At 36.9% G+C, this 16,208-nt stretch carries 12 protein-coding genes; 6 read left to right on the forward strand and 6 right to left on the reverse strand.

All coding sequences use genetic code 11. The annotated features are described in order from the left end of the window. Nucleotides 1-19 precede the first annotated feature (19 nt). Nucleotides 20-2,485, reverse strand: coding sequence for a TonB-dependent receptor (locus PEDSA_RS15615; RefSeq protein ID WP_013634130.1), 2,466 nt, complete (start codon nt 2,483-2,485; stop codon nt 20-22). Between the two features lie 346 nt (nt 2,486-2,831). Between PEDSA_RS15615 and PEDSA_RS15620 the strand changes: the two genes are divergently transcribed. Next, nucleotides 2,832-5,678, forward strand: coding sequence for a M16 family metallopeptidase (locus PEDSA_RS15620; protein ID WP_013634131.1), 2,847 nt, complete (start codon nt 2,832-2,834; stop codon nt 5,676-5,678). A 77-nt stretch (nt 5,679-5,755) separates the two neighbouring features. Here PEDSA_RS15620 and PEDSA_RS15625 read toward each other — a convergent pair whose 3' ends face one another. The 4 genes from PEDSA_RS15625 to PEDSA_RS15640 all read right to left on the reverse strand — a co-directional run bounded on the left by PEDSA_RS15625 (nt 5,756) and on the right by PEDSA_RS15640 (nt 8,878). Then, the gene (locus PEDSA_RS15625; RefSeq protein ID WP_013634132.1) at nt 5,756-6,442 is read right to left on the reverse strand and encodes a zinc metallopeptidase; all 687 of its coding nucleotides are present in this window, start codon (nt 6,440-6,442) and stop codon (nt 5,756-5,758) included. A 214-nt stretch (nt 6,443-6,656) separates the two neighbouring features. Then, nucleotides 6,657-7,145 carry a GNAT family N-acetyltransferase gene (locus PEDSA_RS15630; protein ID WP_013634133.1) on the reverse strand — a complete coding sequence of 163 codons (489 nt, stop codon included), beginning with the start codon at nt 7,143-7,145 and terminating at the stop codon, nt 6,657-6,659. Beyond that, the gene (locus PEDSA_RS15635; RefSeq protein WP_013634134.1) at nt 7,142-7,714 is read right to left on the reverse strand and encodes a hypothetical protein; all 573 of its coding nucleotides are present in this window, start codon (nt 7,712-7,714) and stop codon (nt 7,142-7,144) included. The genes PEDSA_RS15630 and PEDSA_RS15635 overlap by 4 nt, the downstream gene beginning before the upstream one ends. Further along, a complete protein-coding gene (locus PEDSA_RS15640) occupies nt 7,715-8,878 on the reverse strand; it encodes a THUMP domain-containing class I SAM-dependent RNA methyltransferase (protein ID WP_013634135.1) in 1,164 nt (387 codons plus the stop codon). It abuts the gene before it with no gap. A 67-nt stretch (nt 8,879-8,945) separates the two neighbouring features. Here PEDSA_RS15640 and PEDSA_RS15645 point away from each other — a divergent pair, with 67 nt between their 5' ends. The 5 genes from PEDSA_RS15645 to PEDSA_RS15665 all read left to right on the forward strand — a co-directional run bounded on the left by PEDSA_RS15645 (nt 8,946) and on the right by PEDSA_RS15665 (nt 14,405). Further along, nucleotides 8,946-9,320, forward strand: a complete 375-nt coding sequence (locus PEDSA_RS15645; RefSeq protein WP_013634136.1) for a DUF3127 domain-containing protein — start codon at nt 8,946-8,948, stop codon at nt 9,318-9,320. Nucleotides 9,321-9,448: 128 nt separating this feature from the next. Beyond that, entirely contained in the window at nt 9,449-11,302 is a 1,854-nt protein-coding gene (locus PEDSA_RS15650; protein ID WP_041537116.1) for a sensor histidine kinase, read from the forward strand. Beyond that, nucleotides 11,295-11,993, forward strand: a complete 699-nt coding sequence (locus PEDSA_RS15655) for a response regulator transcription factor (RefSeq protein ID WP_013634138.1) — start codon at nt 11,295-11,297, stop codon at nt 11,991-11,993. Before PEDSA_RS15650 ends, PEDSA_RS15655 begins: the two co-directional genes overlap by 8 nt. A 38-nt stretch (nt 11,994-12,031) precedes the next feature. Beyond that, entirely contained in the window at nt 12,032-13,876 is a 1,845-nt protein-coding gene (locus PEDSA_RS15660) for a DUF4153 domain-containing protein (protein WP_013634139.1), read from the forward strand. A 136-nt stretch (nt 13,877-14,012) separates the two neighbouring features. Next, nucleotides 14,013-14,405, forward strand: coding sequence for a hypothetical protein (locus tag PEDSA_RS15665; RefSeq protein ID WP_013634140.1), 393 nt, complete (start codon nt 14,013-14,015; stop codon nt 14,403-14,405). A gap of 100 nt (nt 14,406-14,505) precedes the next feature. Here PEDSA_RS15665 and PEDSA_RS15670 read toward each other — a convergent pair whose 3' ends face one another. Next, on the reverse strand, nt 14,506-16,128 hold the full coding sequence (locus PEDSA_RS15670; protein WP_013634141.1) for a pyruvate dehydrogenase complex dihydrolipoamide acetyltransferase: 1,623 nt from the start codon (nt 16,126-16,128) through the stop codon (nt 14,506-14,508). Nucleotides 16,129-16,208: the final 80 nt, after the last annotated feature.

Here is a 16,208-nt window from a genome sequence, read left to right on the forward strand (position 1 = left end):
CACTGCCTGCGCCTCTTTTTTAAAACTTCACATTCAAGCTAAACATAAAGCTAGTACCTGCCTGAGGGAAATAAAAGTTCTCTGTAACCAGATTCCCATCAAAAATATATCCATAAGTATAACCGTTGCTCTCATACTTCTCGTTGAATATATTGTTTACTTGTAAAGCAAGACCAATATTTCTTAATCCCAAAGCTTGGAACTGATATCCCAATCTGATATCGTTTACAAAAAATGCATCTAATTTACGAGCTTCGTTTGAGGTATTGTCCAAATATTGCTTGCTTACATATTTAGAAATAAAAGCCGCTTCTACACCTTTGCAAGGTTTATAAGCAAACTCATTTCCAGCTATGAACTTTGGTGCAAAAGCAATATTGGTGTTTTTGTAAACATTTTCTTGTTGTCCAATAGGCGCGAAATTGGCATCGTATTCATCAAAAAATTCATGAAATTCTTTAATCTTATGATCGCTTAAGCTTGCATTTACGCCCCATGAGAATTTAGGTGATACCGCCCATTTCGAATCGAACTCAACTCCGATTCTATAGCTATCGTCTACGTTGCTTCTAACATAAGAGCCCACGTCATTAATTTCTCCAGTTAGTATCAGCTGGTCTTTATAGAACATGCCGAATAGATTCAAACCGGCAGTAACATTGTTTCTTAAATATCGGTATCCAAGCTCAATATCATGTAATTGCTCTGGTTTTGGTCTGCTGTTTGTAGACGACTCTGTGTAGTCCTTTCTGCTAGGTTCCTTATTCGCTATGGCATAAGAAGCATAAATATTACTTTTTTCATCTAATTGATAAGTTGCACCTACTTTAGGATTAAAGAAATTAGATACCGCATTTTGTTCAAGGTCTACTCCATTATGATCTTTTCCAACAAAAGTATAATCTACTCTTCTGTATTGTAAATCGGCGAAAAGATTCAGTTGATTAAATTTAGCTGTTGCCTTTCCAAAAACGTTGAAGTCTTTTTTCGTAGCGTCGTTATCATAATAACGATAGTCGTTTTCTGTTTGTGATGCATATCTTGCCCAGATGACTTCGCCAAAATGTTCTCCTTTATACTCGTTATATGCACCACCAAGAACAAAATCGAAAATATTAGAAGGACGGTAATTTAAAGCATAAGTTAGGCCATAAAAGTGGTTATCCAACCAGCGTCTTCTAACTAAATCTGTTTTATTAATTGTTGTTCCGTTAATTGTAATCGGAGTTAATCCGTATTTATTGAACTTTTGTCCGTATTTGTATTCTTCGTAATAACCTGCGCCTTTAGTATAATGTAAAGCACCATTAAAACTTAATTGGTTGTTGATTTCTTTAGAATACAAAAGCTGGTGATTGTTCTGCGTATAGTTATCCGTTTGGTTTTTATAGCTGAACATGTTGAATTTTCTTGGATCAGAATTGAATAGATTCAAAGAATCTTCAACGGTATTATAAAGATCACCCTGGTTACGGTAATAATGATCTAATAAATCAGCCTGGCTACCTTTCAGTTTAGCCTCTGGTATACCGTTCCATGCCTGATAGGTTTTCTCCTGTCCAGAGAAAGTAACTGCTCTAAGAATACTTTTCTTTCCATAATAAGCACCAGAAAGGTAATAAGACTTCAAGTTGGACGAACCTCTGTCGATGTATCCGTCACTGATAATTCTGGATAAACGGCCGTCAAAAGTCCATTTTCCGTTGATCAATCCGGTACCAACTTTTACGGTGTTTTTTAATGTTCCGTAAGAACCTGCAGCATTGTTAATTTCGGCATAAGCAGAATCTGTAAGGACAGAGGTTTGGATATTCAGGCTTGCACCAAACGCACCAGCACCATTTGTAGATGTGCCAACACCTCTTTGCAGCTGCATATTGTCAACCGAAGAAGCAAAATCGGGAAGATTAACAAAGAAAGAACCCTGACTTTCAGCGTCATTATAAGGGATGCCATTAATAGTGACATTTACTCGTGTAGCATCAGAGCCGCGAACGCGCATAGAGGTATAACCAACGCCAGCTCCGGCATCAGAAGAAACAACCATGGAAGGCATTTGATTCAATAGATAGGGAATATCCTGCCCAAAGTTGTTTTTTTCTATTTCTTCTTTATTGATATTCTTAAATGTGGTTGCCGAATTTGCCGAAGCTCTGGTTGCGTTTACAATAACTTCGTCTGCTAGCAATAAGGCTTTTTCCAGGCTAAGACTAATGTGTGTATTGCCATTTACTTGAACGACTTTTTCTAAAGGCTTAAACCCAATGTAGGAAACCTGAAGAAGGTATCTTCCATTTTTTAAATTCTTAAATGTAAAACCTCCGCTTCCATTTGTTTGTGTTGTTACATTGTAGTCCTTTAATGTAACAGAAGCTCCAACCATGACATCTGATGAAGACGCATCGGTAATTTTACCCGTCAAAACAGATTCTTGTGCAAACAAGAAAATGGGTGTGAAGAAAGCGATCAACATCGCTAATTTCATTTTTTTCAATTTGTTTTTTAATTAAAATAATAAAACCATAAAGTGGTAAAAGGGGTTAAACCACTAGTTTTAATATTACATTCCCTCCGCCGGCATTATCCGGATCAGGTGTTCATCATAAATTATAATCATTATGATGAAGGGTATGATCTCAGCCTTTATTCGTGTAATTAAACAAGGCACCCCATTTGATGAGGCAAATATAGCGCTAATAGTCAATAAATAAAAATCGTGGTATTTTCCATGTTTATCCTAACTAACAATAGATTATGATTTTTACTTTTTACCTTTGGTTTTTGACTTTGTATAAAAAGTAAATTTGTCTATCTTTTATTAAAAAATCTCTATGGTGAAATATTCATACATAACCATTGCGGCCTTAACATTGGCTGTTTCCGCTTGTACTCCAAAGGTTAAGGTGGAAAGTCCGCAAGCAGTTCAGCAAACGCTTTCCAAAGCTATTCCAACAGATAGTAATGTAGTAATAGGAAAATTGTCTAATGGACTTACCTATTATATCAGAAAAAATACTGAACCGAAAAACAGGGCTGAACTTTATTTGGTAAATAAAATAGGTTCTATTGTTGAGGATGATGATCAGCTAGGTCTGGCTCATTTTACGGAGCATATGGCGTTTAATGGAACAAGAGATTTCCCGAAAAACGAATTGATTAATTATTTGCAAAAGGCCGGAGTTCGATTTGGAGCTGATCTAAATGCTTATACCGGATTTGACCAGACGGTTTATCAATTGCCTTTGCCAACGGACAGCGCCAATTTGTTTAAGAAAGGTTTTGATATTTTATCCAACTGGGCGGGCTTCGTAACTTTTGATGATTTCGAAATAGATCAGGAAAGAGGAGTAATCATTGAAGAAGACAGACAGCGCGGTAAAAATGCTCAGGAAAGAATGACGAAACAAATTCTACCCGTATTGTTGGCGAATTCCAGATATGCAGAAAGATTACCGATAGGAAAGGTAGATATCTTAAAGAGCTTTAAGTATGAGGCTATCAAACGTTTTTATAAGGATTGGTACAGACCAGATTTACAGGCGGTGATAGCTGTAGGAGACTTTGATATTGCCGAAGTTGAGCAATTGATAAAAGAGAATTTCTCTGAACTTAAAAATCCAGAGAATGCGCGGAACAGAGAGGCCTATGGCTTACCGGGAAATAAGGAGCCTCTGGTTAAAATTGTTACCGATCCCGAGTATCCTTATAATGTCGCTTCGGTTACTTATAAACATCAGGAGGTTGTTGAGAAAACAGAGGCTGATCTTTTATTGAAAATGGAAACAGGTCTGATTAATGAGATGTTGTCCAACAGATTAAATGAAATTCTTCAAAAAGGAAATGCGCCATTTGTTTTTGCACAGAGTTCATACGGTGCTTTTCAGGGCGGCTTAGCCAATGCAGATGCCTTTAGTAGTTTCGTTGTTGCAAAGGACGGGACAGGTTTAAAAAATGCGACAGAAGCTGTGCTGGCAGAAAATATCCGCATGAAAAAATTCGGATTTACAGAAACCGAACTTACAAGAGCTAAAACAAACTTGTTAACTGCAATAGAAAAGCAATATAAAGAGAAAGATAAAACACAGTCGTCTGTTTATGTAGATGCATATACGGAGAATTTTTTGAAGGGTCAGGCTATTCCAAGTATAGACTTTGTTTTCAGTTTTTATAAAGCCAATATGGACCAGATAACATTGAATAATGTAAATAAACTGGCCGCAGGGATGGTGACTGATGAAAATATGATTGCTATCATTCAGGCGCCGGACAAAGAGAAAGCAAACTTACCAACTGATGCTGAGTTTCTATCCTGGATAAAAAATGCAGGGACAAATGTTACCGCCTATGTTGATGAAGTAATCGACCAACCTTTAATGGCCAACAAACCAGCTGCCGGACAAATAATTTCTGAAAAGAAAGTTGTAGAAATTGGCGTTACTGAGCTTAATTTATCTAATGGAATAAAAGTTGTCCTGAAACCGACAGACTTTAAAAATGATCAGATTTTATTCACAGCATCTAAAAACGGAGGATCTTCGTTAGCTTCTGATGCAGATTTCCGTTCAGCAGAAATGGCAGATGGTTTAGTTGACGCGTCTGGTATTGCAAATTTTGATCCTGTACAATTAGGTAAATTACTCACCGGAAAATCTTTATCGGTAACACCATTTATCTCAAATTACAAAGAAGGAATAAAGGGATCTTCATCACCTAAAGATATAGAAACTACATTTCAGCTGATCTATTTGTATTTTACACAGCCAAGAAAAGATGTAAATATCTTCAATACGCAAATAGAGGAAACGAAAGCAGTTTTGGCTAACCGCTCTTCTAATCCGACTTCAGTATATCAGGATACTATCTCCGCTGTTCTGAATAATTACCACAAAAGGGCAAATGTTGTTACAGAGGGCGAGCTTAAAAATATTAGTTTAGACAAGGCTCTGGATTTTTATAAGCAACTGTTCTCTAACGCAGCAGACTTTACCTTCACCTTTGTTGGAAATTTCGACGAAGCAGAGATGAAAGAGTTACTGAAAACCTATATTGCCAGTTTACCAGCAAAACCTGCTGAAAAATCAAATTACAAAGATTTAGGCTTTTATCCTGCCAAAGGGAAATTAGTTAAAAAGGTTTATAAAGGATTAGAAGATAAAGCCTCGGTTTTATTGGTATATCATGGCGATTATGAATACAGTAGGGAAGCAAATATGCAATTGAATGCATTGAAATCAGTTTTAGATTTCAAGATTTTGGAAAGACTAAGAGAGAAAGAAAGTGGTGTTTATAGTCCAAGAGTTTCTTTGTCATACGATGATATTCCTAAATCAACATATAGTATTTCTGTTTCTTTTAGCTGTGCGCCTGCTAATGTAGATAAATTGATTGCGGCAGCCGAGGATGAAATTGCTACGCTTAAGAAAAACGGTGCAACTGCTGATGATTTAGTGAAATTTAAAGCAACTCAAAACAGACAATACGAGCTGGCTTTAAGGGAAAATGGTTATTGGTTGCAGTATTTACAAAAAGCTTATACCGATAATGGTAAGCCATTGGATGTATTGAGTTATCTAGATAACCTGAAGACGGTTAATAACGAATCGACCAAACAGTCCGCAAATAAATATTTGAATCCAAATAATCAAAAGCAGTTTATCTTGCTGCCAGAGAAGAAATAGCCTTCATTATAGCATATCAAAAAAGGGCGACTGAAAATTTTCAGCCGCCCTTTTTACAAAAAAAATCTAAAATTAAATTAGTCTCTTCTTCCCAATAACATGGAAGCATAGTAAACCAAAGTTGCTAAAGATGATAGCGCGGCTACTACGTAAGTCATTGCAGCCCACCAAAGCGCACTTTTAGCTTGTTGATGCTCGACAGTAGTCTGCATAATACCTTTGTTAGACTGTAACCAGGCTAAAGCTCTGTTGCTGGCGTCAAACTCGACAGGAAGTGTAACAAAGCTAAAGATAGTTGTAATTGCTAAAGCCCCAACACCAATTGCCAGAACATAAGGATTTCCACCAAAAACCATTAACATAACGCCAATCATTAATACCCATTGTACCAGATTAGATGCAATGCTAACAATTGGAACCATTGCCGATCTGAATTGTAACCAGCTGTAAGCCTTTGCGTGTTGTACCGCATGACCACATTCGTGGGCAGCAACAGCAGCAGCAGCAATACTTCTTCCATGATAAACATCAGGAGATAAGTTTACAGTTCTGTTTTGTGGGTTATAGTGGTCTGTTAACTGTCCGTCAACAGAAATAATTTCAACATCGTAAATACCGTTATCATGCAGCATTTTTTCAGCTACTTCTGCGCCGCTCATGCCTGAACTTAGTGGTTCTTCAGAGAATTGTTTGAATTTACTCTTGAATCGCCATTGTACGATAAAACTGATAACTGCAATACCAATAAAAAGAATTAATGCCATAGTTTTTTTAATTAATCAAAATTCATTTTTCAAAAATCGTTCCCCTTATAGTGCTTCGCAAATCCCGAAAGAAGGAAAAAGAGCGCTTAATGCCTCGTTAACCGATTTTATCTTTCCCAATAATAATAAAATTCTTTTAGGATAATATTGACAGGGTGACAGAAATTTGTCGATTTTGGGCAAAAGACAGAAATTTTGACAGAACTATGGGAAATTACGAGATGGGCTTGTGCATCACATAATCATCCAGGATATATTGATGATAAGGAGTGTCAATCGCCTTCTTTATTAAAAAACCTACTTTCTCGTAAAAATCAACAGCTGGATTGCTGCGGTTAACAAAAAGCTCGATTGTAGAAGCGCCTTCGGCCTTTGCTATTTGTTCGACTTTATTAATCAGAGCTTTACCGATACCTTTTCCCTGTCCCTTCGGACTGATATATAATTTATGAATTTTTATGATAGAAGGTTCTTCCGTTTCAGAATAACTGACAAAGCCCAGTGGGATATCTTCACCTGCTAAGATAAAATGATGTCCGTTGTCCATTTGCAAAGCCAGCGAATCCTCAGTATAAAACTCATTTAACATGGTCTCTATTTGCCCCTCAGGTAAAAATTTACTATAAGTTGGCCACCAGGTTTCCTCTGCTATTTGTTTAATTGACTTTAAATCTTCTTTTCGGGCGAACCTGAACGTTATCATAAGTTTTCAGAGATGAAAATGAATTTATTTGAGAAAGTCAGTTTATAAAAACCATCTTTTTCTGTTAAATATGAATTTTCGGAAATTTGTTTTAAACCTGCCGACTGAAAATCTGCTGCTTTGGATAATACGGTAATCGTTTCTCCCGCTGATTTCCATTTACTAAATCCAGATCTTACAACAAAAGCTCGTTCCGAATTTTTTAGCAGAACAATATCTATTTTCTCAATATATTTTGATAAAGCATCGATGTCGAAATGACCTGTAATAATGTTTACGGCAGAATATCCTTCCTGTATTAAAAATAGAAGCGAAGCATCCAAAAAAGATTCTTCAGATGCTTCAATATGCTTTGTATGTTCCTGAAAAACTGCACTGTTATCCTTTTCGGCAACAATAATATCCATTTTTAATCCAAGTGAATGGATTTTCTCAACATCGTTTTTAAAAACAATCACGGTAGGTGACCATTCTAATAACTGTCCCAGATTTTCTAAATCAAAACCCTGGATATCGGCAATTATCAAAGCGGGCTCCTGCTTTTCCCTGATGATGTGATGAGATGACATTTATTTTTCTTTTGAACCTGCGTAAAGCTCGTATTCCAAAAGCCGACAATCTAATTTTCCATTATAAAATTCGATGCGTCTGGATGCACGAAGGCCGATTTTCTTTGCCAAATCCGGGTTACCTGTAAAAATATATCCATGGTAGCCCTTACAGGACTGTTTCATGAAATCGCCTATGCGCTTATAAGTAACTTCAAGCTTGGTATGCACACCTAAACGTTCCCCGTATTCCGGATTGAACATAATTGCCCCATTTCCTTCGGGAACTTCAGTTTCCGCAAAATCACAAACCTGAAAATCTATCAAACTATCTACCCCTGCAGTTTTTGCATTTTTCCTGCTGATGTCTACCGCATCTTCAGAGATATCCGAAGCGACGATTTTAAAGTCAATTTTTTTAATAACCTGATCTTTCAGCCTTCTTCTTTCTGCAAAGAAAACCTCCTCATCATATCCCATAATATGCATAAAGCCATAATTCATCCTGAAAAGGCCCGGAGATCTGTTGGTTGCAATAAGAGCGGCCTCAATCGCCAAGGTTCCCGACCCGCACATTGGATTCACGAAATGAGATTTGCGGTCCCATTTTGTTGCATATATGGTGCCAGAAGCCAAAGCTTCGAGCATTGGGGCTTTTCCAGGAATTTTTCTGTAGCTATGTTTAGCCAGCGTTTCGCCAGAAGTATCCAGAAAAATTTCTGCCCTGTCATTTTTCCAGTAAAGATGAACAACAGTTTTAGAGTAATCCGCACCAGAGTTCGGTCTGATCTTGTGGATCGACTTAATCCTGTCCGCAATTGCATCCTTCACTTTTAAATTTGCAAATAATGGAGTCGTTATGGTTGGGTTATCCACATTTGAAGTCACCGCAAAAAAGCCACTGAAATCTATCAGTTTTTCCCATTCTATACCGGTGATTTTTTGGTACAATTCATCAGGGGTGTCTGCCTTAAATTCCTTCAAGCTATACAGTACCTGACTGGCACATCTTAGATTGAGATTCAGCCTGATACATTCGTTAATACTTACTTTTAATTCTACGCCCGTAGGAAAAGTTCTGACAGGTTTGAATCCTAAATTTTTGACTTCATCTTCCAGATAAGAAGCCAGTCTTTTATTACAGGTTATGATAACCTTTGAGGGAGTGTTGAAAACTTGCGCCATAAGAATGTGCAAATTAACGATAAAAATATAGAGATTTGAGCCAAGTTTTTTAAATACCCTTTAGGAGATGGATATAAAAGGAAAAGTTCATGAGGTTTCGGAAGTAATGAATGTTACCGAAACATTTAGAAAAAGAGAGTTGGTTTTAGAAATTGCAGAAAATCCACAGTATCCAGAGTACGTAAAATTTGAAGCAATTCAGGATCGTTGCTCTTTAATGGACCCTGTGAAAGTTGGAGATGATGTTGAGGTTTTTTTCAATTTAAAAGGAAGACCGTGGACAGATCCTAAAACAGGAAGAAAAAACTATTTCAATACATTACAAATTTGGAGAGTTAATGTATTGACTGGTCAGGGAGGTATGTCTGCTCCTGCTCCACAATACGCGCCGCCGGTAGATATGAGTGCTGCGCCAGGAGAGGATGACGATCTTCCATTCTAAATTAGCCTATTTTCTGATTACAATGCGATAAAAAGCGGCGCCTATCCCAACGGTGACCGCTTTTTCTTTGTTAAATTATGTTAAACCAATACCTTAACCTGTCTGTCTTTTTTTATATTTGATTGGGTATGAAGCGAAAAAGCATAAGTTTTATTATTGGCTTGATGAGTTTGGCTATGCTGGGAGTGATAGCGATGCAGTATTATTTCCTTAAGGAATCTTATGTTTTAAAATCGCAACTTTTTGATCAGTCGGTAAATGATGCGCTGAAAACGGTGGCCTTGAAGATTGAGAGAAGTGAAGCCGCCGAGTTTTTGGTAAAGCGGGCTGATTCTGAAAAGAAAGAGGAAGAGGAGCGTCGCTTAAAAGAAAAATTGCGACTAGCAAGAAATGAGGACAATAAAGGTAGAAAAGAAGATCCTACGCTAACTTTTATCAGAAAGCTTAAAGCCGATCAGGCCAAGTCTGACAGTTTGTTTAAAGTGAGGGATAGCCTCTTAAGAAACCGATATCCAAATATTCTGGTATACAACGGCCCTATAAAAACAGATTTTGTAGAGAACACGGCAAATGTTCGTTACGATTTTGAGGAAATAGTAGACGAATTTGGATACAGGCAAGTGGTTAAAGAAACATATCAACCAACAAAAAACCATAAATTTTCGAAAAAGATAGGTAACGTTGTAATCGATTCGATTAAACAATATGTTGTTGTTGATCCTAATTTGGGGCCGGTGGTAAAAACTTTAGGAAAGCCTAACTATCTGTCCAGTATTTCCCCTAAACAGTTAGAAGAGGCCAATAAGAAGGAACTGCTTCAGAAACAAAAAGCTAAAGAAGTGAAACTTTACCTGGATTCTTTAGAGAGTTTAAAGAATAGAAGAGATCTCTTTGATGATATAGCTTCCGAATACCAGAGGGTAAATATTCCGCTAACTAAAAGAATTCAGAAACATATTTTAGATTCCCTATTAATTCTGGAGCTTGCTAACAATGGTGTCCTAATGAAGTTCAATTACACCGTTGTGACCAATAACAACCGGATTGTTTTCGCAAGTCAAAGACATCTCACAGATCCTGATTCAGAAAAGAATGTATATAAAACCGCACTTTTTCCAAGAGATATGGTTCGGGACGGGGGGATACTGAAGGTAAGTTTCCCTGATAAAAAAAGTTTGATATTGAGTAACATGGATACCGTTTTGGTATCTTCGGGGGCTTTACTGTTGGTTTTATTCGGCTGTTTTTCATTCACCATATTCTCTATCATACGCCAAAAGAAAATTTCTGAAATGAAAACAGACTTTATTAACAATATGACTCACGAATTCAAGACACCCGTTGCAACCATTATGATTGCCAGCGAAGCTTTGAAAGATCCGGAAGTTAATGAAGATAAGGCAAGGGTGCAGCGACTAGCTGGGGTTATTTATGACGAAAATGTGCGGCTTGGAGATCATATTGAAAGAGTTCTGAATATTGCTAAAATAGAAAGAGATGATTTCAAACTGGAGAATGTTCCGGTTAATATCCATGATTTAATAATTGGTGTTACAGATAGTATGAGTTTACAGCTGCAGAAGAATAACGCCAACGTAGATTTACAACTAGAGGCTACCTCTCCATTGATTATGGGCGATGAATTGCACTTAACAAATGTAATTTATAATTTAATGGATAACGCGAATAAATATGGAGGCGATAACCCGGAAATCACTATTACAACTTATAACAAAGGAAAAGAACTGATCATGACGGTTGCGGATAAGGGGATTGGTATGAGCAGAGAACAACAAAACCGAATATTCGATCAGTTTTATAGGGTTCCCAAAGGAAACGTTCATGATGTTAAGGGATTTGGTCTTGGCCTGAATTATGTGAGTATGATGGTAAAAAAGATGGGTGGTTCTGTAAGTGTGAAAAGTGAAAAGGATGTCGGTTCTGAATTTGAATTAAGATTTATATCTTATAAATATGACTAAAAAACGAGTGCTTTTAGTGGAAGATGATCCCAATTTGGGAGCGATTCTGGAAGACTACCTTTCTTTAAAAGGCAAGTTTGATGTTAAGTTATGTAAAAATGGCGAAGAGGGTTTAAAAGCCTTTACTTCTAACGAATTCGATATTTGCATATTGGATGTAATGATGCCCAAGAAAGACGGCCTTTCCCTTGGTAAAGATATCAGAAAGATCAATTCAACGGTGCCGATTATCTTTGCAACCGCTAAGGGGATGCTGGAAGACAAGACAGAAGCTTTTGGTTTGGGCGGAGATGATTACATAACCAAACCTTTTCGTATAGAAGAGCTTTTATTGCGAATAAATGCTTTGTTAAAAAGAGTTGGTAATCAGGACGGGAGTCCTGAAGAGAAAGCAAAAATCTTCAATATAGGAGAATACGTTTTTGATTATCAAAGTCAGGTCATTAACAGAAAAGGAGAGCAACAAAAGCTAAGTACAAAGGAAGCAGAATTGCTTCGATTACTATGTCTTAAAATGAACGACGTACTCACTCGGGAAGAAGCATTACTTCAAATATGGCATGATGATAATTACTTCAACGGAAGAAGTATGGATGTTTTTCTAAGCAAGCTGAGAAAATATCTTAGAGACGATCCGAAGGTAGAGATCATCAATGTTCATGGAAAAGGGTATAAGCTATTGGTAAGCTAAGCTATAAAGCATAATTTAGGGGAAACGTTTACCAAATTATGAAGTTTCCCAGCATTTATCAATTATGGTTAGCCTTGGTAAAAGTAGGTAATAGATTTACTTTTCCTCTTTTATATGCACTTTTAGCAACAATATGTGGCTTATTAATCACTGCTGAATATAAAGATCTTCAATCAACCTCTTTGCTCACTAAAGGAGTATATCTCGGTAATTTAGGTCTGACGCTATCTCTGGCTTTTGCCCTTTTTTCGGAGAGCAGAGGTGTTTCAGCATCAAGAAAAATTGCTGGAAACATCTTCATCGTTTTCCTGTTAGCAACTATTGGTTTTCTTACCAATCCATTTAGACGAGAGGCGGATATACTTGTTTTAGTAATATTGGCTTTCGCTTTTCATTTACTGGTAGCCGTTTCTGCTTTTTCATCCTCTAAAGAAAACAACGGATTCTGGCAAATAAATAAAAATTTTTTCTTACGTTTTGCGACAGCTGCATTATACAGTGCTGTTTTATTCGCTGGCTTATCTATTGCTTTATTTAGCATTCAAACACTTTTTTCTATTAATTGGGAAGGCCAAATTTATTTTAGACTGTGGATTATTATTGTCGGACTATTCAACACACTATTCTTTCTGTCGGGAATCACTTCGCCAATACAACAATTAAATGCCGATACATCTTATCCAAAAGGACTAAAGATTTTTACACAATATGTGTTAATCCCGCTAGCAAGCATTTACTTGCTTATTCTGTTGGCTTATGAAATTAAAATAGCCTTAGCCTGGGAGTTACCAAACGGTTCGGTTTCTGTTTTAATTTTAGGCTATGCCGTATTTGGGATTCTCTCTTTATTACTCGTACACCCATTAAGAAACGATGATGATAGCAAATGGGTGAAACTCTTTAGTAAGTGGTTTTACTTTTTAATGGTTCCATTACTAGTTCTCTTGATTCTGGCTGTTTATAAACGAGTTGATAATTACGGTATTACAGAAAGCAGATATATCTTAATCGGTTTGGCCATTTGGTTAAGCTTTATTACAGGCTATTTTATCATAAAAGGGCAAGAGCAAATAAGGATAATCCCAATAAGTTTAATGTTTATAGCACTGATAACAACTTTTGGCCCCTGGGGAATAAGCTATGTTTCGAAAACTTCGCAACAAAATCGTTTAGGAGAAATATTGAAAGAGAAGTCATTGCCTAAGCGAAATAATGAGATACGGAATCTGGTAACTTATTTAAACAACAAACACGGGATAAGTTCACTTCAGCAATTTGTGACACCAGATTTGAAAGCCATTGATGAGGAATTTCAGGCTAAAGCAGATACGGCATCAAAATTCGATAATTCTTACCTGTTAAAATGGCAAGCAAGAGATACTGTCTTGTCAATGATGAAGATTTCAAAAGCGTATGAGCCTGAAGATTTAGGAATTAACAGTGATGTGGTAAAATATTTTTATAACCTAGAAGAAGATATCATCGACGTCGCTGGCGCAGATAAAATTATCGCTTTCAATTCTAATATGAGCCATCAGGACAAAAAAACGAGATCCTTCAACATTGGTAAAGACAATTTTGTTTTAAGTGTTGATACCGCGAATAAGATACATTTGAAATCGAACACCAATGTAACACTGGTTTTTGATACCCGAACTTTATTAAGTAATCTGCTTAAGGTAAACTCTTATAAGGTGAGAAACGACAATAATGAAAATTCCTATGATGTACCTGCAAACGTTATGACTATAAAAAAGGAAACAGATTTGTACAGATTTGTTTGCCGACTGGAACAGATTAACGGTGGACCAGAGTCCGGCGACAGAAAGCATTTACAAAAGGCTTTATATTATTCCGGCTATCTGATCATTTATAAAAAGTAGGCAATGCATTTTAATCATGAGTATCCTAATTAAAAGGTCTTTTTATTAAAGTAGCTGGCTGTATTTACGGGAGTCCGTTTTTAATTTAATGTATCAGAATTAATCGGCTTGTCGTATTTGACATAAAGCCGAGATTATGAAACCTTTAACTTTAATTTTTATTTGTACGTTTTTCATTTCAATATCCTGTAAAAAGGAATCCTCAAGAAAAGAAGATGAAAGAAGACTTTCCACGATGTTTGCCGAATTACAACAATTATCCGAGAGTGTTATTTGTAATAATGCGGATGACTGGAGAGTTATAGGAATTGGCGCCAAAGCTTGTGGCGGTGTAATGAGTTTTATTGCTTATTCGTCTAAAATTGATACCATAAGCTTTTTAAGTAAAGCGGAGAAGTATACGTCTGCCACTGTAGAATTTAATAAAAAGTGGGGGATTATTTCAGACTGTTCTTTAATCGTAGCTCCCGATGGTGTTATTTGTGAAGACGGAAAACCGAAATTTAAGTATAAGGATCGATTTAATTAAATGTGCGTGGAGGACATTTATTTATATAATTTCCCAAAACAAAAAAGCCTTTCTTAGCTTAAGAAAGGCTTTTTTGCGATATGTTTATAACATAATTATTTTATGCTAATAATCTGATAGGCTCTTCAATTAAACTTTTTAGGGTTTGTAAGAAAGCAGCACCAGTAGCACCGTCAATTACTCTATGGTCGCAACCTAAAGTTAATTTCATGATGTTTCCTGGAACAACAGCTCCGTTTTTAACAACAGGAACTTGTTGGATTGCACCTACCGAAAGGATTGCACCATCAGGAGAGTTGATAATTGAAGTAAATTCGTCAATACCAAACATACCTAAGTTGGAAACTGTAAATGTGCTTCCTTCCCAATCTGAAGGTTGTAATTTCTTAGCTTTTGCTTTTTTAGCATACTCTTTAACTTCAGCAGAGATGTGAGATAAAGATTTGCCATCTGCAAAGCGAACTACAGGAACCAATAAGCCATCCTCAACAGCCATAGCAACACCAATGTTAGTATGCTCATTGAAACGGATTTTGTCGCCTCTGTAAGAAGAGTTTACAGCAGGGTGTTGTTTCAATGCAACGGCAACCGCTTTAATAACGATATCGTTAAATGAAACTTTTACAGGAGCAATAGCATTAATTTGCGTACGGGCAGCCATCGCATTATCCATATCAACACTTACTGTTAAGTAGAAGTGCGGAGCCGTGAATAAGCTTTCGCCTAAACGACGAGCGATAACTTTTCTCATTTGAGAAACAGGTTGCTCTGTATATCTTTCTTCACCAACGTAAGTTGGGATAGTAAATCCTTTCTCTTCTTTAGGAGCTTCGGCAGCAGCTGCAACTTCTTTAGTAGAAGGAGTGAATCCTTCAACGTCTTTCTTTACAATTCTTCCGCCTTCAGCACTTCCTTTTACTTCGCTTAAGTTGATGCCTTTTTCTTCAGCCAGTTTCTTAGCCAAAGGAGAAGCTTTAATTCTGCTGTCAGTGTTAGAAGAAGTTACTTCTTTGGCTGACTCTGCAGGAGCTGATGCGGTTTCTTTCGCAGATTCTTCTTTTTTCTCTTTTTTAGTACCAGGGTTTCCGGCTTTTAAAAGAGGTGTTATATCAGTACCTTCCTCACCAACAATAGCGATAATATCGTTTACCTTTGCTGCTTTACCTTCCTCAACACCAATGTATAATAAAGTTCCTTCTTCGTAACCAACAACTTCCATTGTTGCTTTATCGGTTTCAACATCAGCTAAAGAATCGTCTGATTTAACTTTGTCTCCAACTTTAAAATTCCATTTATTGATAACACCCTCTGTCATGGTGTCGCTTAGCAAAGGCATGCGGATAACAGCCGCAGGAATACTGGATAAATCTACATCTTCAGCGCCACCGTCTTTATCCTCAGCTGCTTCTTCAGCAGGAGCTTCTTCTTTTGATGCCGGAGCAGCAGCACCGCTATCAGCATTTAAAACTGATTTATAGTCCTCGCCCTCGGCTCCGATAACAGCAATAACCGCATCTACAGGAACAGCCTGTCCTTCCTCAACACCAATATATAGCAAGGTACCTTCCTGAAAGGATTCAAAATCCATAGTTGCTTTATCTGTTTCCACTTCAGCAACTACGTCACCAGCTTTAATTTGATCACCAACTTTTTTATGCCATTTAGCCAAAACACCTTCGGTCATGGTGTCGCTCATTTTAGGCATTCTTATTGCTTCAGCCATTTATTATTAATGTTTTACCGTGTTTATTGTGAACAGTTTATTTTAACACTAAACCGGAACTTATGTTTTCAAAAATTCCG

It is taken from the genome of Pseudopedobacter saltans DSM 12145 (assembly GCF_000190735.1).
Taxonomy (GTDB): Bacteria; Bacteroidota; Bacteroidia; order Sphingobacteriales; family Sphingobacteriaceae; genus Pseudopedobacter; species Pseudopedobacter saltans.